At 61.4% G+C, this 17,293-nt stretch carries 16 protein-coding genes and 2 pseudogenes; 11 read left to right on the top strand and 7 right to left on the bottom strand.

Features of this window, described 5'->3' with window-relative positions; genetic code table 11:
* The 5 genes from WMQ00_RS08635 to mobA all read left to right on the top strand — a co-directional run.
* Positions 1-722, top strand: a 722-nt coding sequence (locus WMQ00_RS08635; RefSeq protein ID WP_445293064.1) for an AMP-binding enzyme, incomplete at its 5' end; no start/stop codon positions are given.
* 66 nt (positions 723-788) lie between these two features.
* Positions 789-1,901 carry a GTP 3',8-cyclase MoaA gene (gene moaA / locus WMQ00_RS08630; RefSeq protein WP_034656447.1) on the top strand — a complete coding sequence of 371 codons (1,113 nt, stop codon included), beginning with the start codon at positions 789-791 and terminating at the stop codon, positions 1,899-1,901.
* 10 nt (positions 1,902-1,911) lie between these two features.
* Complete coding sequence (locus tag WMQ00_RS08625; RefSeq protein WP_023021763.1) at positions 1,912-3,111, top strand: molybdopterin molybdotransferase MoeA; 1,200 nt, start codon at positions 1,912-1,914, stop codon at positions 3,109-3,111.
* A gap of 9 nt (positions 3,112-3,120) precedes the next feature.
* Entirely contained in the window at positions 3,121-3,600 is a 480-nt protein-coding gene (gene moaC, locus WMQ00_RS08620; RefSeq protein WP_023021764.1) for a cyclic pyranopterin monophosphate synthase MoaC, read from the top strand.
* The gene (mobA, locus tag WMQ00_RS08615; protein WP_238801036.1) at positions 3,600-4,196 is read left to right on the top strand and encodes a molybdenum cofactor guanylyltransferase; all 597 of its coding nucleotides are present in this window, start codon (positions 3,600-3,602) and stop codon (positions 4,194-4,196) included. The genes moaC and mobA overlap by 1 nt, the downstream gene beginning before the upstream one ends.
* Positions 4,197-4,410: 214 nt before the next feature.
* On the opposite strand, the gene WMQ00_RS08610 is transcribed toward mobA, so the two are convergent.
* From WMQ00_RS08610 to WMQ00_RS08600, 3 genes are read right to left on the bottom strand one after another with little or no spacing between them, the layout of a single operon-like run.
* Positions 4,411-5,778: a multicopper oxidase domain-containing protein gene (locus WMQ00_RS08610; RefSeq protein ID WP_340440889.1), complete on the bottom strand. Its 1,368-nt coding sequence runs from the start codon at positions 5,776-5,778 to the stop codon at positions 4,411-4,413.
* Positions 5,779-6,957 (bottom strand): beta-carotene 15,15'-monooxygenase, encoded by a 1,179-nt coding sequence (locus WMQ00_RS08605; RefSeq protein WP_340440888.1) that lies wholly within the window; start codon positions 6,955-6,957, stop codon positions 5,779-5,781. It abuts the gene before it with no gap.
* Positions 6,944-8,023, bottom strand: coding sequence for a hypothetical protein (locus tag WMQ00_RS08600; protein ID WP_340440887.1), 1,080 nt, complete (start codon positions 8,021-8,023; stop codon positions 6,944-6,946). The genes WMQ00_RS08605 and WMQ00_RS08600 overlap by 14 nt, the downstream gene beginning before the upstream one ends.
* Before the next feature lie 66 nt (positions 8,024-8,089).
* Between WMQ00_RS08600 and WMQ00_RS08595 the strand changes: the two genes are divergently transcribed.
* The 6 genes and pseudogenes from WMQ00_RS08595 to WMQ00_RS08580 all read left to right on the top strand — a co-directional run bounded on the left by WMQ00_RS08595 (position 8,090) and on the right by WMQ00_RS08580 (position 11,724).
* On the top strand, positions 8,090-8,350 hold the full coding sequence (locus tag WMQ00_RS08595) for a DUF2249 domain-containing protein (RefSeq protein ID WP_086588034.1): 261 nt from the start codon (positions 8,090-8,092) through the stop codon (positions 8,348-8,350).
* A gap of 75 nt (positions 8,351-8,425) precedes the next feature.
* Positions 8,426-9,190, top strand: coding sequence for a molybdate ABC transporter substrate-binding protein (gene modA / locus WMQ00_RS08590; protein WP_316360103.1), 765 nt, complete (start codon positions 8,426-8,428; stop codon positions 9,188-9,190).
* Positions 9,191-9,193: 3 nt separating this feature from the next.
* Positions 9,194-9,949: pseudogene (locus tag WMQ00_RS12025) on the top strand (ABC transporter permease); the annotation flags it as partial.
* 75 nt (positions 9,950-10,024) lie between these two features.
* Positions 10,025-10,441: pseudogene (locus WMQ00_RS12020) on the top strand (ATP-binding cassette domain-containing protein); the annotation flags it as partial.
* 129 nt (positions 10,442-10,570) lie between these two features.
* Positions 10,571-11,026 carry a TOBE domain-containing protein gene (locus tag WMQ00_RS12015; protein WP_369707473.1) on the top strand — a complete coding sequence of 152 codons (456 nt, stop codon included), beginning with the start codon at positions 10,571-10,573 and terminating at the stop codon, positions 11,024-11,026.
* 38 nt (positions 11,027-11,064) lie between these two features.
* The gene (locus WMQ00_RS08580) at positions 11,065-11,724 is read left to right on the top strand and encodes a helix-turn-helix transcriptional regulator (protein WP_200287705.1); all 660 of its coding nucleotides are present in this window, start codon (positions 11,065-11,067) and stop codon (positions 11,722-11,724) included.
* Here WMQ00_RS08580 and thrB read toward each other — a convergent pair.
* The 4 genes from thrB to argS all read right to left on the bottom strand — a co-directional run bounded on the left by thrB (position 11,711) and on the right by argS (position 17,171).
* Positions 11,711-12,640 (bottom strand): homoserine kinase, encoded by a 930-nt coding sequence (thrB, locus tag WMQ00_RS08575; protein ID WP_200287707.1) that lies wholly within the window; start codon positions 12,638-12,640, stop codon positions 11,711-11,713. The two genes, WMQ00_RS08580 and thrB, sit on opposite strands and share 14 nt — an antisense overlap.
* A 24-nt stretch (positions 12,641-12,664) precedes the next feature.
* Positions 12,665-14,008 carry a homoserine dehydrogenase gene (locus WMQ00_RS08570; RefSeq protein WP_200287709.1) on the bottom strand — a complete coding sequence of 448 codons (1,344 nt, stop codon included), beginning with the start codon at positions 14,006-14,008 and terminating at the stop codon, positions 12,665-12,667.
* A gap of 172 nt (positions 14,009-14,180) precedes the next feature.
* A complete protein-coding gene (lysA, locus tag WMQ00_RS08565) occupies positions 14,181-15,518 on the bottom strand; it encodes a diaminopimelate decarboxylase (RefSeq protein ID WP_340440886.1) in 1,338 nt (445 codons plus the stop codon).
* Entirely contained in the window at positions 15,519-17,171 is a 1,653-nt protein-coding gene (gene argS / locus WMQ00_RS08560; protein ID WP_023021777.1) for an arginine--tRNA ligase, read from the bottom strand.
* Between the last annotated feature and the right edge of the window lie 122 nt (positions 17,172-17,293).

Here is a 17,293-nt window from a genome sequence, read left to right as displayed (position 1 = left end):
GCGGCTTTATGCCCGTCACTCCGGAAATGTATGCGGTGCTATGGGCGGCCTTGGCGCTGGTGCTTGTTGGCGTGGTCAATGACGGCCAAGTTGTGGCCCGAACCGACCGCAACGCGGGCGAGCTGCAGGTACGCGGCAACCTGGTCACCGGTTCTTACTACCACTCGCCTACCGCTGAGCCGGGCGAAATCGCCTCCGAATTTCGCGGCAAGCAGGTCGAGGCTGCAGAGGGCAAGTTCACCGCGGATGGCTGGCTGCGCACTGGCGATGTCGGCTCGGTCACCAAGGACGGCTTCCTTACCGTAGAGGACCGCGCCCGAGACGTCATCCGCTCCGGCGGCGAGTGGATCTATTCCGTCCAGCTCGAAAACCTCATCATGTCTGACCCACTCGTCGTCGAAGCCGCCGTTATCGGCTATCCCGATAAGCAATGGGTCGAGCGCCCACTGGCCGTTACCGTCTTGGCAGAAGGTGCTTCTCCCACCATCGAAACCGCAGAGCGCCTGCGCGCCAGCATGCGCAAGGAGCTGCCGAGTTGGATGCTGCCGGAGTACTGGACCTTTGTAAAGTCCATCGATAAAACTTCCGTGGGCAAATTCGATAAGAAGGATTTGCGCACCCACCTGGCAGAAGGCGAGTACAACATCATCCGGCTCAAGGGTCCAGGCGAATCGCAGCGCCTCGCTGCCACCGAAGCCACCGATTTAAGCCGGGAAAACTAGGAATAATATCCTTCTCTAAGCCGTTGCAGCTTGGTGTACCTCATCCCCTCTCTTAGACTGGCACCGATGACCTCTTCCACGCAGCGACCCGTAGTTTCCCTACCCCTGCCCACCGTGGTCCGGGCGCAGTCGCCAGCGGATCTGCCCGCCCCGGCTGCTGATGGCACGCGCGCACTGCTGGATCGCTATGGCCGCCAAGCCCGCGACCTGCGCGTCTCCCTCACGGATCGCTGCAACTTGCGCTGCACCTATTGCATGCCGGCCGAAGGCTTAGAGTGGATGCCCACAGAGAAGACCTTGAGCGATGAGGAAACCATCCGACTGATTCGAATTGGCGTCGGCAAGCTGGGCATCCGCCAAGTGCGTTTTACCGGCGGCGAACCCTTGCTGCGTAAGTCGCTGGAAAAGATTATTGCCGCCACTAAAGAGCTGCGCACCGACCAGGGGAGATCCCCGTCCACCGCGCTAACCACCAACGGGCTTGGCCTAGAAAAGCGCGCCGGCGCCCTCGCCGCAGCCGGACTCGATCGCATCAATATCTCGCTCGATACCATCGACCGCGAGCGCTACGCCGCGCTCACCCGCCGCGACCGCCTTGATCACGTGCTCCAGGCCATCGCCGCTGCGGATGCCGCAGGCCTCCACCCCATCAAAATCAACGCCGTGGTCATGCCCGGGGTCAACGAAGAAGACATCGTCCCGCTAGCGGACTATGCCGTCCGCCACGGTGCTCAGCTGCGCTTCATCGAACAGATGCCGCTTGGGCCCCGCGAGCAATGGCGCCGCGAGGACATGGTAACGGCCGAAGATATCCTTGGCCGCCTGCGCACCCACTTCTCCATGGAGCCCGCCCACGAACCGCGGGGATCTGCCCCCGCCGCCCTGTGGGAGGCCACTGCTCCGGATGGAACGCGCGGAACACTGGGCATCATTGCCTCGGTCACCCACCCCTTCTGCGGCGACTGCGATCGTACGCGGCTGACTACCGACGGCGCCGTGCGCAACTGCCTCTTTGGCAATTCCGAAACCCCGCTGCGGGAACTATTGCGCTCTGGGGCCAGCGATGAGGAGATCATGGAGGCCTGGGCTGAGGAAATGTGGAGCAAAAAGCCTGGCCATGGCATCGATGACGAAGGCTTTCTGCAACCGGACCGTCCGATGTCTGCCATCGGCGGCTAACCTTATTTTTATGTCCACGCCCCGCAGCATCTCCGCGCACCTCGATGCCGTCCTCACCCTGGCATCCCCCCTGCCGGCCGAGTCAGCCGCCGTCGATGCCTCCCTCATCGGCCGCGTCCTCGCCGCCGATGCCACCGCGCGCTTTCCCGTGCCGCCCCACGCCAACTCGGCGATGGATGGCTTCCTCGTCCACGCCGCGGATCTTCCCTCCCCCGGCCCATGGACCCTCCCCGTCGCCGGCGATGTACCAGCCGGTGCCGCCCCTACCGAGGTCCCCGCGGGACACGCGGTGCGCATCATGACCGGCGCACCGGTAGCTGATACCGCAGGAATGCTTGTCGTGCCCGTGGAAAATACCACCACCCCGGCCGGCCCCGTAGCGCTTCCAGACGAGGTGACCATCACCGATGCTCCCACCAAGTCACATATCCGCGCCGCCGGGGAGGATATCCAGTCCGGCGCGCCAGTGGCCACAGCAGGCACGCTTGTCGACGCCGCCGTAATCGCCGCTCTCACCTCCGCTGGCGTTTATTCCGTCTCGGTCCACCGCCGCCCGCGCATAGCGATCATTTCTTCTGGCGAAGAACTCGTCTCTTCCCCAACAGAACTCGCTCCCGGCCAGCTGCCGGATTCCAACGGCCCCATGCTCGCCGCGCTCGCGGGCGCACACACGCGCCTCCATGTTGGCGATTCCCCCGCAGACTTGGCCTCTGCACTGGATGAGCTTGCCTCCTCCCACGACCTCATCATCACCTCCGGTGGCGTGTCAGCCGGCGCCTTCGATGTGGTCCACACTGTGCTGGGGCGCACGGATTCCGCGTGGTTCGGGCACGTCGACCAGCGCCCGGGCGCCCCACAGGGCTACTCCAATTGGAAAGGCACCCCGGTACTATGCTTGCCTGGCAACCCCGTGGCTGCCTTCGTGGATTTCCAGCTTTATGCTCGTCCCCTCATCGCCGCACTTTCCGGGCACCCTGCGCCACGGGAGCGGGTCAACCTGCGCGCCCGTGTAGACTCGCCTCTTCCTGCCTCCCGCGGCCGGCCGACCATTGTCCCCGTGACCGTAGACTTTCAGCCGGAGCCCGCCATTACTTCGCACCTGCCCCACGGCAGCCATCGCGTTGTATCGCTCGCCGGTACCAATGGCTTTTGTCTCATCTACTCCGAACCGCCCGCCGTGGGCGAGGACATCACCGTTTATCTGTATTAAGGAGCAGCCATGAAATTTACCCACCTTGACTCTGACGGCGCCGCCTACATGGTCGATGTCACCGAGAAGCAACCGACCGTGCGCTCCGCCACGGCCGAGGGCGAAGTCGCTTGCTCTCCCGAGGTCATGACCGCTTTGCGCGACGGCACGGTGCCCAAGGGCGATGTCCTAGCTGTAGCCCGCATCGCCGGCATTTCCGCTGCCAAGAAGGTCCCCGAGCTGCTTCCACTAGCGCATACCATCGGCGTGCACGGCTGCGCTGTGGAGCTCACGCTTGACGACGACCACGTATTCATCTCCGCCACCGTCCGCACCGCCGACCGCACTGGCGTGGAGATGGAAGCGCTTACGGCCGTGAATGTTTCCGCGCTCGCCATCATCGACATGGTCAAGGGCGTGGACCGCTCCGCCTATATCCGCCGTTGCGGCATCGTGGCGAAATCCGGCGGCCGCTCCGGAGACTGGTCCCGCACCCTGCCGGAGGCCTAATGCTCGGCGCGATAATCCTCGCCGGTGGCCACGGCCGACGCATGGGTGGCACAGATAAAGCCTCTCTTTCCGCCCACGGAACACGTTTTATAGACCGCCTGCTCGCCCAGCTCCCCTACGGCACCCCGGCCGTGGCCGTCTCACCGCATTATCTCGGCCTACCCCAGGTGTGCGAGTCCCCGCTCTACGGTGGTCCCGTCGCTGGCATCGCGGCCGGCGCACAAGCGTTATCCCACTGCACCGAACTTGCCCTCTTCGCCGTGGATGCCCCCGATTCGCCGCTACTGCTTCCCCGTCTGCGCTCGACCCTCGCCTCCTCCACGGCCGATGCCGTACTCACCCGCGCCGCCGACGGCTACCTCCAGCCGCTGTGTTCCCTCTGGCACGCCCCCGCGCTCCACACTCAGCTCGAATCCCTTCCTACGGCTAGGAACGTCTCCGTCCGCCGCCTCATCCGCGGTGTGAATTTTGTCGAGGTCCCTGGCACCGGCGCCGAACGCGACTACGACACACACGCGGAATTGCGCGAGCTCCCCCTGCTCTGCTTCCCGGACCCTGCCCTCCCCCTTCGCGCTCACCGCAGCTCGCTGAACTAGGCCACGGCACCGCACTGGTGAGCGGCAAGGGTAAGGGTCTTCTTCCCACCACCCTTCGCGCTCACTAGCAGCCGCGGGTAGCACGAAATCACCGTCCCGGTGAGCGCGAAGGGGAAGCTGCAGAACTACCCCGCTCTTCGCGATCACCGTGAAGCCGCGGATTTATGAAACTTGTTTCATGGTGAGCGCGAAGGGCGTATCGAGCGAGGCTGGCCTACTCCGTAACGATGAACTTTCCGTGCTGCCCCTTCTCCGCGTTTGTCATGATGTGATTCACAAAGGAATAAGTGCCCGGCTCGTTGAAGGTCATTTCGACGAATCCGCCTTGCGCTGGAAGCAGGTCAAGCGCTTGCGAACCAGTGGAGTCCTCATTCTTGATGAGGTAAGCGCCTTCCTTGTAGGCGGTATCGAATTGTTCGCCCACAACGTGGAAGCTCAGCGGCTGGTCGGGGCCTAGATTGGTCAGCCACAGGCGAACAGTATCGCCCACCTTGGCCTTGATGGGTTCTGCATCGTACTGGCCGGGATAATAGTTAAAGGCCATGAGGTCGAAGCGGCCGTCGGCTACGCGCTGGGCATCGGCACCAGTGTTTTCCTCACCGAGGAAGACGTCGGTAGCCATGAAGTTATACTCCGCGTCTACGGGCTTCAGGTTCGGCGGATCGATGATGACGTTGCCGGCCATGCCGTTAGCGATGTGGAGGGACATGGGCATCGTGGAACAGTGATACATCCAGATGCCGGAGCGATGCGCGGTGAATTTGTAGGTCAATTCCTCGCCCGGCTGGATGGATTTCATGGTCTTATCTGGGTTGACCTCGCCGGCGTGGAAGTCGATGGAGTGGGCCATGGAGCCCTCGTTTTTGATGGTGATTTCGAATTTATCGCCCACTTTTCCGCGCAGGGTCGGGCCTGGGGCTTGGCCGTTGAAGAGCCAACGCATTTGCTTGATGCCGGGGGCGACCTCTACGACCTTCTCGGTCATCGTCCAGGTCTCTTTGTGGGTCTTCGTTTCGGCGGCAGGCTGCAAGGTGGCGTCAAAGGCGGAAAAGCCTTCGCGCTGGGTGCCGAGTTCAGCGGCGGTAGGCACGTCCACGTGGGGGTTGCTTGCAGAAGCCACCGTGTGGTCATGCCCTGCAGCGGCGCCATCTCCGACGTTGACCTTAAAAGTCATGCCCTGCATCTTGTGGCCGGCGATGGTGCAATAGCCTTCCTCGGAGGAGTCGATGACTCCGGCATCGAGTTGAACTGTCTCGCCGGGATCGACGCGGCCGGTTTCGGCATCACCTATCTTCAGGTCATGGACTTGGTCACCCGAGTTGGTGAAGTTGACCACCAGGTGGGTTCCGGGATCGATATCGATGGACGAGGGCGTAAAGGCCATGCCATCCACACCAACGTCAATGGTCTGCGTTTCACCAGAGGCTACAGGCGTAGCGGACTGAGAGCTCTTGCCGGTGGAATTAACCACCGCAAGTGCGATAACTGCCGCTAACGCGATACCGATGAGTAGCCACGAAGCCCAAGAGGAATCCTTAGGCGCGGGCTTATCCGCGGGTTGTGAGGAAGAAACGCTCAGCATTTAGTTCTCCAGTCTTTTCTGTAAGTAGAGGGCTCGGCCGACGGCGAAGATATTGGCGGCAAGCCCTATCCCCATCATGATAAGCCCGGCCGCAAAAGCATCCAGCAAGCTAAGTAGTCCGCCCAGGTTGATGAGCAGCAGACGAGCGTAACCGGTGCGGTCCGCGGTATTGGGGCGCACCCCGGTAAGTATGGGCAGCAAGTGGTGCAGGACACCGGTCACCATTTGTAAGAGCCCAGCGCCGAGGAAGGCGGGAAGCACAACCAAGGTGATGGCGCGCGGGTAGGCTCCGACGGCTGCGGAGATGGCATCACCGGCGCACAACGCCAGCATCCACAGCAGGCCGGCGATGACGGCAACGGTGGCGGTGGTCAGCCGTGGTGAGCGCCCCATGACGGTAGCGAGTACCGGCTGGATGATGAGCAGGGCTGCCAAGACCACGAGCAGCTGGGCCACGCCTGCAGCTCGGGTGAGGCCCACCGCGTATAGTGCCATCGCACATCCCAGCCCCACGCAATGCACGATGAGCGCACGGGTACACCGCGCACGAGCAGTGGGCGAAATCGCGGTGGCAGACAGCGTGGGAAGCAGCGTGACCACCGTGCCGATGACGGTAAGCCAGGCAAATCCCCACACCATGCCGCGCGAGTGGGCGCCGATGAGGAGGGAGTACTCGCCTACCCCGTTGCCGCTGAGGATGACGAGCACTACGGAGACAATCATGAACACGCTCGCGGCGATATAAAAGGGCACAGTCACGGCAAAGGAACCAGACAGCGAACCGCGCAGGCGCCGCACCACGAACCACAGGTGCCAGGCGAGGGAGGCGATGATGAGGGTTGAGGCGACGTCGGCAAGCGGGCCCCAGTCATACCCCGCCCTATCTATGAGCAACAAAATAAGCCCAATCTGGACTAGTGCCACGCGACTGCCGACGCCCCGGTAGTCCCCACCCGCAGTCCTAGTCAAGGCCTCGGTGAAGTGGGTGGAAAAGACGATGATCGCCGTGGTCAGCGCGCCAATTGTGAAGGGATGGATGATATCCCACCACACCACAGGTGCGCCCAAAGAGCTAGCGATGAGCAGGCCGAGGCCGACTAGAATCCACCCGGCGATTAGGGCAGCGCTAAGGGTATGCCAACGGCCACGAGCTGCCAGGGAAATGTCATGCACGCGCACGTCGCGCCTCCTTGCTGGTCAAGGTAATGCCGCAGGCAAGAAAGACTATTACCGCAATAATGGTAACTACCCCGCCGCTTTGAAGCGCCGTGGTGTGCTCGGCACAATCTGCAAGAACCCGCAACGCAAGGCCGCCGTGCAAGAGTCCCATCGGTACATAGAGCACTTTGTGGTATGGCAAGCGGCGGCGAATTACAGAGGTGACGATGATGGGCGCGTGCGCGAAAATCATGGACATGACAAAGCCCAGGAAAATGGTGTGCACCGAGGCATCATAGACAAAACCGGTGGCCTCACCATAGATCAGCCACAAGTACCCGCCGAGCGCGAGCCAGGCGTAGCCGGCCAGCATGCATGCCGCCGAATAGCGCGGCAATCCCTGTGAGCGCACCAGGTTCTTGGCCACATCCACCCGCGCGGTCGCCACGGCGATGGCGATCAACATCAGCCCCATAGCGCGATAGCCCACCGCCGGGGAAAGCATATAGATAACGCTGGCTGCTGCCAGCCCCAATGCTAAGAGGGTGAGATGATTTTCGGCGCGAGTTCCGGCCATGGTTACGCGCGCTAATTCCATGCGCTCGCCGATGATGGTGGCCACGGCATAAAGCGCGCACAGCGGCATCGCAGTAGCAAACCCTGGCCCCATGGCCCAGAGGGCGGCGGCGACCACTCCCCCAATGACGCTGACTGCCTGCACCAGGATCGCGCGGCTCGTCTGACGGCGGTAGATAGTGGCATAGATGCAGCCAAGGACAAGGAAGCCGGCGGCAAAGAACATGGCTGCGACCCCACGCGGTAGGCCGGCGAGAATGCTGAGCACGCCAGCGACGTGGCACACGGGCCCCGCCCAGGCCCACGTGGTGCGCGCGGCGACGGCGCGTTCGAGGCCTATGGCTCCGCCTACGAAACCAAAGACCATTAGCGGCCCGTGGTCGGCAGCAAAGGATGCTCCCGGGGTGGCGTTCAAACCCAGGAGGGAGGCGCCCGCACCCAGCCCAACCAGCAGGGATACCCCTGCACAGGCGAGAAAAATAAGGCGATGCGCCACGCTATTATTTTGCACGAGTTTTATCGTACTAATATTGGGGTCAGAGCGAAACTAGCACCCCAGTAGAAAGGACTACTTGCCATGCAGCTGCCCATTTCCGATGCCAATAGGCCGCATTCCATCCCCACCCTCAACGCCTCAGAAATTCCGCACGCCGTTCGCCACGGTGCCATCCATGGCGCATTGGGCACCCTTAACGTGGGAGAGTCTATGATCCTCATCGCCCCGCACAACCCCATTCCGCTGCTCAAAGAAGTCGAGTCCCGCGAGGAGAAGTTCGAGCTCGACTACCTCCAGGAGGAAGAAAACGACTTCCACATCAAGTTCACCCGCGTGAGCTAAACCTTTGTTCGGTGGAGGGCTATTCTAGGTAGGTCATACTCACCGCCAAAGAAGCCGAAAAGGAGCTCTCCGCAGATGCACAGACGCGTCACCGCACTCCTCGTTGCCTTGGGAATCGCTCTTTCAGGCTGCGCTCCACACACGTCAGTAACGTCGTCACAGGATACGGCGGATACCACGCTCACTGTACTGGCGGCCTCATCCACCCGCGTTATCAATGATGAACTTACCGAACGCGCCGGCCAGCTCGAATCTCCGGTGAATTTGAGCTTTGAAAATGGCGGCTCTTCCGATCTGGTGAGCAAGCTGCGCGAGGGTGCCCCGGCCGATCTTCTCCTCACGGCTTCCAAAAAGACCATGGATAAGGCGGTCCAGGATGGAACCGTGACCGCCCCCGAGGTGCTCGCCACGAATGTCATGGTCATGGTGGTATCTAAAGGAAACCCGGCGGGAATCCATTCCGTGCACGATCTATCCCACTCCCATCACTTCGTACTCTGCGATCCGCAAGTACCCTGCGGCGATATTTCCTCCCAGATCATCGATGACCAGCATTTGGACGTGCACCCCTCCTCCCAGGAGCGCCAGGTAGCGGATGTTTTAGGAAAGGTGGCCTCGGGTGAAGCCGATGCTGGATGGGTCTACTCCACCGATGCCGCCGCGGCCGGCAATGATGTTGAGGTGATTGATATTCCTGGGGCGGAGAAATTCTCTAATCAGATCCTGGGCGCCGTTGCCACGGACGCCTCTCATCCCGACCAGGCTCGCGCGGTGCTCAATTTGTTGGCCAGCGACTTTGATTCCACCTGGCACCACCTTGGCTTCAGCCCAGCGAAGTAGTCTATGTCCGCCCCTCAGCCTGTCCGCCCCAAGTACCCGCTGCTTATCGGCCTCATTGGTCTCATTGCGGTAGCTACCATCATTGTTCCCGTGGCAGCTCTCGGGCTGCGGGTGCCATGGGCGCGCATCAGCGATTACCTTGGCCGCGAAGAGATTCGAGACATGCTGCTCATCTCCGTGGCGGCGGCTTTCCAATCCATGCTGCTCGCGCTCGTAATGGGCTTGGGCCTGGCATTATGGGTCCAGCAGCTCGGCCGCGGCAGCACCATCATCCGTCTTTTGGTCTACCTTCCTCTGGCTATGCCACCGGTGGTCGGCGGTTTGGCCCTTACCGCAGCCTTTGGTCGCAAGGGCTACCTCGCCCCGCTTCTCGACGCCCTGGGCATCCACCTCGCCTTCGCTTTCCCCGGAGTCGTGGTGGCCCAAACCTTCGTGGCACTGCCCTTTGTGGTGGTAGCGGTCGATTCGGCACTGCGCCAACTAGACCAGGAAATCCTCGCTTCTGCGCGGGGCGTGGGCTTGGGGCGTTGGGAAATACTCGGCAAGATCACCCTTCCTTCTATCGCGCCGGCTGTGGCTACCGGCGCGGCGCTGGCCTTCGCGCGCTCATTGGGCGAATTTGGCACGACACTGACCTTTGCCGGCTCTCAGCCAGGGGTTACCCGCACGATGCCGCTGGGCATCTACTTAGAGCGCGAGGTCGACGCGGACGGCGCCTACGTGCTCTCCGCCCTGCTTATCGGGCTGGCCTTGGTCTGCCTGGCGCTTGCGGGCTTGCCGGCCCTGCGCAGGCGGCGCTACCAGCCGCAGGCAAGGCAGCTGCATTCACTGGACGTGGACAAGCTCCGCGAGCTCACCCAGCCCACGAATGCGCAGGCGGTATCCGTGACGGTCGAAGGCGTGCGCACGGCTTTGTCTCCGCGAGCCATTACGGCCGTGGTGGGCCCGAACGGCTCCGGAAAGACCACTTTCATGGGACGCATTGCTGGGCGCCTAAGCGGCGGTGAGGTTTCTCCAGGCGCAACCGGCATCGTCTTACTCACCCAGCGGCCGGGCTTGCCGCCGCGCTCGACGGCCCAGCAAGCGGTCGCCATGGTTACCCGCGATAGGACCCGTGCGCATGAGCTTCTCGCGGCAGCAGGATTGCACGAGCTTGCCGACGTCCCAGTAACAGCCCTCTCCGGCGGCCAGGCCGCCCACGTGGCCCTGGTGCGCGCGCTAGCCGCACGACCAGCCGTTCTCATATTGGACGAGCCACTTGCCGCAGTCGACGTGAAATCGGCTGAGAGGTGGCGCCACTTTCTGCACGCTGCCCGCGAGGATAGGACCACCCTGCTCGTTACCCATAACGCGCTCGACATTGCGAACCTGGCGCAAGACATGCTGGTCATGGAAGCCGGACAGGTGCGAGCGCACGGCGCTACCGCGCGGCTCCTTGATGCCCCGCCGACTGGCTTCGTTGCGGCACTCGCGGGGCTTAACCGCATTGAAGGAACGGTGACCGCCACAGATGCCTCCACTGTGGAGGTCGCCTGCGGGGAGATTACTATTTTGGCAACGACGGAATACGCGCCTGTTCAGCCCGGGCAGGAGGTGGCGGTGACATTCGATCCGCATGCGGTCACCATCGGTGCCGTGCCGGAAGCCTGCAACCAGTGGGCTGTGCGAGTCCTAGCGGTCGAGGCCACCAGCCTCGCAGCCGCTCAGCTGCGCGTGGATCTGGGCGGTTACGAGGCCACCGTACCGGTAGACCGCGAGTCTGCTTTAGGTTTTGCGGTGGGTAGCACCGTATCCTTGGCAATATCTACAGCAAACGTTTTTGTCCACCCCAAATAAAATCTCTGTTATGCAGACCCCAAGGCGGATTTCCTACCATGCCTGACTCACTACCCCGGCCCACCACCGAACTCTTCCCCGAGGCCCTCAATCTCTCGCCAAAGCAACGCGAGGTACTCGCAGCCTTACAACGCCACCCCAATGGCGCCAAAGCTGGCACCGTGGCCGAGGAGCTTGGCATGCACGTCAACACCGCCCGTGGCCACATCGATGAGCTGGTCAACGCCGGAGCTATAAACGTGCTATCCGCGCCGAGTAAGGGCCGGGGACGCCCTTCCCTGATTTTCCAAGTCCGCGTCCCAGACAATAAGACCGTGGCAGAGGAATACATCACCCTGGTAGAAGTGCTGACCACCATGCTGGCGGGCAAGGAAGAGCTTGACGACGCCGCGTCAGCCAAGGCCATCGAGATCGGGCGCCGCTGGGCACGCGCTGCAGGCGCGGAGGGCTCCGATCGCGCACTCGATACGCTCTTTTCCACGCTGCGCGATATGGGCTTTGACCCCGCCATGCAGCCAGACTCTACCGACATGGAGCTCCGTGCCTGCCCGTTTGTGTCTTCGGGACTCCAGCCTTCACCATTCCTCTGCGCGGTACACGCTGGCTTCCTGCAAGAAACTACCGATGAAGGCACCACCATTAACCTGGTACCGCGCCAGCCGCACAACGTATGCAGGCTGGAAATTAAGCCTGCGTAAGCTCCACGCTGACTGGGCCGGCGATGGCGAGGTCGAGGACGCGGAGGCTTTGCTCGCGGGCGTCGGCAAGAATGCTCTCATCGATGTCCTCGGTATGCAGCACCATTACGGTCGGACCGGCGCCGGAGAGGTAGGCTGCGTATCCTCGGTTGCGCAGACGGTTGACCCACTCCGCGGTCACAGGAAGCACATCCGCTCGGTACGGCTGGTGCAGGCGATCGCGAGTGCCTTCCCACAAAAGGTCCGGATAGTTTTGCAATGCAGCCACCTGCACCGCGGTGCGCGAGACGTTAAACGCCGCATCCGAATGCGTCACGTGCGACGGCAAAACGCGACGCACCGCCTGGGTAGACGCGTGGAAATCCGGCACGAGCGCGGTGGCACGAATATCTTTATGCACCTTGATGGAAGCAGCGCGATAGTCCGGCAAGGAGTGACCATCGACGGGGACATTGGTCCACGACACCACGGCATCACCCAGCACGGAGGCGGCCGCATTATCGGGGTGGCCCTCAAAAGCGGAAGAAAGCTGCACCACCTGCTCTTGTGTAAGGGGGCTTCCCGCCAGTGCATTGCCAGCGGCCACGCCCGCCACAGCGGCAGAGGCGGAAGAGCCTAAGCCACGCGACTGCGGAATATTATTATGCGAAACCACCCGCAGGCCCGGCACGGTAGCATCGGCTGTCGAAAGCGCGGAGCGAATCGCCTTAACCACTAGGTGGGAGCCATCGCGCGGCAGGTCTTCTGCGCCCTCACCAAAAATCTCTACCTCCAGCCCAGAGGTGGTGACCTCTACCTCGACGGTGTCATAAAGGCTTAGCGCCATGCCCAAGGTGTCGTAACCGGGGCCAAGATTCGCCGTAGAAGCGGGAACGGTCACGATTGCTTTGGTGCCGACTTCAACTTCGATACTCATAGCTATTCAGTCTATTGCGTCGGGCTAGCTGCCGAGGCGGATTACGGAATGGACGGCCTTGACCTCATCTAGCTCATCCAAGTCAGCCACGATCTTGTCCAGGGTGGCTTCCTTGGCAGCATGAGTGACCACGATGAGGCGAGCAGTATCTTCGCCGTCCTCTTGGCGTACCGTGCGCAGGGATACGCCATTATTGGCAAAGGCCGTAGAGATAGCCGCGAGCACACCGGTGCGGTCTTGTACCTCCATATCGATGTGATAGCGGGTTTCCACCTCACCAAAGTCGGCGATAGGAAGATTGGCGTAGGTATTTTCACCCGGTGCGCGGCCGCCGTGGACGATATTGCGGGCTGCACCGACGACGTCGCCAAGCACGGCAGAAGCCGTAGGATTGCCACCCGCGCCATTGCCGTAGAACATCAGGGAACCTGCGGCCTCGGCCTCGACGAAGATGGCGTTATAGGACTCGCTGACAGAAGCCAGCGGGTGCTCCTTGGGCACCAAAGTGGGGTGTACGCGGGCGTTGACGGCTTCGGAGCCGTCCTCTCGCTGGAGGCGCTCGCAGATGGCCAATAGCTTGATGGAATAACCAGCGTCATTAGCCGCCGCGATATCCGCGGCCGTGACCTTGGTAATGCCCTCGCAGTGCACGTCTTCAAACTTCACGCGGGTGTGAAAGCCCAAAGATGCCATAATGGCGGCCTTGGAGGCGGCGTCGTGGCCCTCAACATCCGCGGTGGGATCAGCCTCGGCGTAGCCTAGGCGGGTGGCCTCGGCCAGTGCCTCATCATAAGAGGCACCCGTGGACTCCATGGCATCCAAGATGAAGTTGGTGGTGCCGTTGACAATGCCGGAGATGCGCTCTACCTGATCGCCGGCCAAGGAGCGGCGCAACATGCCCACCACCGGGATAGCGGCGGCCACGGCAGCCTCAAAGTAAAGGTCCACGCCGGCACGGTCGGCGGCTTCTGCCAACTCATCCGCATGCGCGGCCACCAGCGCCTTATTAGCGGTAACCACGGATTTGCCGGAATTAAGCGCGGCGAGGACCAGCTCGCGCGGAAAATCAATGCCGCCGATGACCTCGACTACAAGGTCGATATCGTCGCGGGCGACAAGTGCCTTGGCATCATCGGTCAATAGCTCCTGGGGTACCCCTGGGCGCAGCTTATTCTTATTCTGGATGGCGATGCCGCGAATCTCGGCTGGGCCGCCAATGCGGTGAGCAAAGGCATCAGCATTCTCTCCCAGCAAGCGGAAGACCTCAGCACCAACGGTGCCAAAGCCCAGCAGCGCGATACCAACGGTCTCACCCTCGCCCTTGCCGGAATGCTTTTGTGCCTGAAGCTCGCTAGTCGATGCAGCCATAGTCCGTCTCCATATTGAAGTTGGGGTTAACGTGTCGTTCCCGCTCAGTGCGGATACAGGACACTATACAGAACAAGCTGTCTACTTTCGCCCTAAATAGACCCATAGATAGAAAAAGCCCCGCCACAAGGCCTGAATTAAAATAGGTTTTGTGGCGGGGCTCGCGTGCCAGCTAGTCCACTTCGAGGGAGAGAAGATCCTCGATGGTCTCGCGCCGCAGCATTGGCTTGGTATGTCCCACGCGCGTGGCGACGACCGCGGGGCGCACCGCACCGTTATAGCGCGAGGACATCATGTACTGGTAACCGCCCGTAGCCGCAAAGGCAATCAAGTCTCCCGGCTGGATATCATTGGGCAGCTCGCCATCCTCAAGGAGGATATCTCCGGATTCGCAGTGGAAACCCACCACACGCGAGGGCACCTCTTCCCCATCGCTAAAGCGGTTGACCACGCGCACGTCATACGCCGAACCGTAGAGCGCTGGGCGAATATTGTCCGACATTCCGCCATCGACAGAGATATAGCGGCGCAGGGGCAGATCGGACTTGCCGGTTTCTACATCCTTGACGGTACCCACTCGGTAGACGGTCACCGCAGAGCCGGCGACCAAGGAACGGCCAGGCTCGACTAGGAGGAAGGGCGCATCGATGCCCAACTCCTCTGCGGTGTGCTTGACCGCACCGAGCATATCGCTGGCCACGCGCTCGATATCCAGTGCCTCCTCATAAGGCATATAGGGAATGCCGAAGCCACCGCCCAAATCAAGCTCTGCCAGAGTTACACCCAGCTCGGTGTAAATCTGGCGGTACAGGCCCATGACGCGCTCGGCAGCTAGTTTGAAGCCCTCCGCATTAAAGACCTGGGAGCCCACATGGCAGTGCAGGCCGCTCAAGTGCAGGTTCTCGGCTTCCAAGCAGCGCTTAGCTGCGGCGAAAGCCGCACCGGTGGCTAGCGAAATGCCGAACTTTTGATCCTCATGCGCTGTAGCGATGAATTCATGCGTATGCGCATCCACGCCCGGCTTGACGCGGATCATGACCGGCTGCACCTTGCCCGCTTCCCCAGCGATGCGATTGAGTTCTTCGAGTTCGTGCTCATTATCGATGACGACGTGACCCACGCCGGCATCTAGACACAGCTGCAGATACTCTTCGTCCTTATTATTGCCATGCGTAGTAATGCGGCCGGCTGGGAACTCTGCAGCCAGTGCAATCTTGAGCTCGTTAAGGGAGGCCGCATCCAAGCACAGGCCTTCCTCATTGACCCAATTGACAATCTTCTTGGAAATGAATGCCTTGGAGGCATAGTGCACATGCTCCGGGCCGCCAAAGGCACGCGCCATGTCCTGGCAGCGGGACCGGAAGTCATCTTCATCGAAAACGTAGAGCGGGGTGTGGAATTCCTCCGCCAAGTCCGGCAACGGAACGCCGGCGATGGTAACTACGCCGTCTTCCTCGCGCTGCGCATTGCGCGGCCAGACATGGGCGGGCAACTCATTAAAATCCGCCATTTACATCTTCTCCGGGGTGCTTACGCCCACCATGGTCAAGGCATTAGCCAGGACCACGCGGGCTGCCTGCGCCAATGCCAGGCGGGCGCCATGGATAGGAGCCTTTTCCTCGCCGGCCTTGGGCAGGACCTGGCAAGAGTCATAGAAACGGTGGAATACCGCAGCGAGGTCCTCGGCGTAGCGGGCAATGCGGTGCGGTTCGCGCAACTGCGCTGCCTCTTCCACTACGGCCGGGAATTCACCCAGCGTACGGATGAGATCTCCCTCGCGTTCATGGGTGAGCAGGGAAAGGTCCGCACCTTCGGCATCAACGCCCAGCTCGGCTGCCTTGCGGCCGATAGAGCACAGGCGGGCGTGGCCGTACTGCACGTAATAGACCGGGTTATCGGAGGATTGGGATTCCCACAGACCGAGGTCGATATCGATGCTCTGGTCCACAGAGGAACGCACCAGGGAGTAACGGGAGGCGTCCACGCCGATGGCGGCCACGAGGTCCTCCATGGTGATAACCGTGCCCGCACGCTTGGACATGCGCACTGGCTTGCCATCGCGCAAAAGGTTGACCAGCTGGCCAATCAGTACCTCGACAGCATCGGCATCGTAGCCCAGGGCGGCTGCCGCCGCCTTCAATCGCGGCACATAGCCGTGGTGGTCCGCACCCAACATGTAGATATTCAAATCATGGCCGCGGTCGAATTTATCAGCTACATAGGCAATATCGCCTGCGATATAGGCTGCATTGCCATCGGACTTAACCACCACGCGGTCCTTGGAATCGCCGTAGTCGGTGGATTTGAGCCACCACGCATTCTCGGCCTCATACATATTGCCTTCAGCCTTGAGCTTGTCCAGCGCAGCGTCGACCGCACCGGACTCAAAGAGGGAGTTCTCGTGGAAGTAGACATCAAAGTCCACGCCAAACTCATGCAGAGATTGCTTAATCTGCGCAAACATCATCTCTACACCGTCTGCACGGAAGGCTTCCTGCACTTCTTCATCGCTGCCCTCCAAGGCGGATGGATTCTTCTCTACCACGGCCGCAGCGATGTCTTGGATATAGGCTCCGCCATAGCCATCCTCCGGAGTTGGCTCACCCTTCGCGGCCGCCACGAGGGAGCGGGAGAAACGGTCAATCTGGCCGCCATGGTCATTGAAGTAATACTCGCGGGTAACCTCCGCGCCGGATGCCTCCAGCACGCGACCCAAGGAATCTCCTACTGCGGCCCAACGAGTACCGCCGAGGTGGATCGGACCGGTGGGGTTAGCGGAGACGAATTCTAGATTGACCTTCTTGCCTGCAAAGGAATCATTAGAGCCATACTCCTTGCCGGCGCGGAGAATCTGCGCGACGATCTCCCCCTGGGCATCGGCAGCAAGGCGAATATTAAGGAAACCAGGACCGGCAATGTCGGCCTCCGCAATGGCGTCATTTTCCGCCAGGGACTCTGCCAACCAGCCTCCTAGCTCGCGCGGGTTAGCTCCGGCCTTTTTGGCCACCTGCAGTGCCACGTTGGTGGCATAATCGCCGTGTTCAGGATTGCGAGGGCGTTCGACGGTTACCGTTTCGGGCAAGACGGAGGAGTCAAGGTCATGGCTTTCCATGACCTTGGTGGCAGTTTCTTTAATCAGTGTGGCCAAATCAGCTGGTGTCATGTCGCACGATTCTAGTGGACTGAAAAGTCAAGTGTGAAAAGGGCCGTGCCCTAAAAGTCCCCTTTACTGCACAAACGGCTGATAGAGACTTTCTGCAACACTAATATTGCAAAATAATCGCT

Source organism: Corynebacterium sp. KPL2825 (genome assembly GCF_037908445.1).
Classification (GTDB): Bacteria; Actinomycetota; Actinomycetes; order Mycobacteriales; family Mycobacteriaceae; genus Corynebacterium; species Corynebacterium kefirresidentii.
The sequence above is the reverse complement of the archived record's forward strand: the minus strand, read 5'-3'. Positions and strand labels throughout refer to the sequence as shown.

What these genes read in the sequence shown, in the direction of transcription:
- moaA (WP_034656447.1), top strand. Translation starts at nt 789, where the DNA reads ATGACCTCTTCCACGCAGCGACCCGTAGTTTCCCTACCCCTGCCCACC.
- WMQ00_RS08625 (WP_023021763.1), top strand. Translation starts at nt 1,912, where the DNA reads ATGTCCACGCCCCGCAGCATCTCCGCGCACCTCGATGCCGTCCTCACC.
- moaC (WP_023021764.1), top strand. Translation starts at nt 3,121, where the DNA reads ATGAAATTTACCCACCTTGACTCTGACGGCGCCGCCTACATGGTCGAT.
- mobA (WP_238801036.1), top strand. Translation starts at nt 3,600, where the DNA reads ATGCTCGGCGCGATAATCCTCGCCGGTGGCCACGGCCGACGCATGGGT.
- WMQ00_RS08610 (WP_340440889.1), bottom strand. Translation starts at nt 5,778, where the DNA reads ATGCTGAGCGTTTCTTCCTCACAACCCGCGGATAAGCCCGCGCCTAAG.
- WMQ00_RS08595 (WP_086588034.1), top strand. Translation starts at nt 8,090, where the DNA reads ATGCAGCTGCCCATTTCCGATGCCAATAGGCCGCATTCCATCCCCACC.
- modA (WP_316360103.1), top strand. Translation starts at nt 8,426, where the DNA reads ATGCACAGACGCGTCACCGCACTCCTCGTTGCCTTGGGAATCGCTCTT.
- WMQ00_RS12015 (WP_369707473.1), top strand. Translation starts at nt 10,571, where the DNA reads ATGCTGGTCATGGAAGCCGGACAGGTGCGAGCGCACGGCGCTACCGCG.
- WMQ00_RS08580 (WP_200287705.1), top strand. Translation starts at nt 11,065, where the DNA reads ATGCCTGACTCACTACCCCGGCCCACCACCGAACTCTTCCCCGAGGCC.
- thrB (WP_200287707.1), bottom strand. Translation starts at nt 12,640, where the DNA reads ATGAGTATCGAAGTTGAAGTCGGCACCAAAGCAATCGTGACCGTTCCC.
- WMQ00_RS08570 (WP_200287709.1), bottom strand. Translation starts at nt 14,008, where the DNA reads ATGGCTGCATCGACTAGCGAGCTTCAGGCACAAAAGCATTCCGGCAAG.
- lysA (WP_340440886.1), bottom strand. Translation starts at nt 15,518, where the DNA reads ATGGCGGATTTTAATGAGTTGCCCGCCCATGTCTGGCCGCGCAATGCG.
- argS (WP_023021777.1), bottom strand. Translation starts at nt 17,171, where the DNA reads ATGACACCAGCTGATTTGGCCACACTGATTAAAGAAACTGCCACCAAG.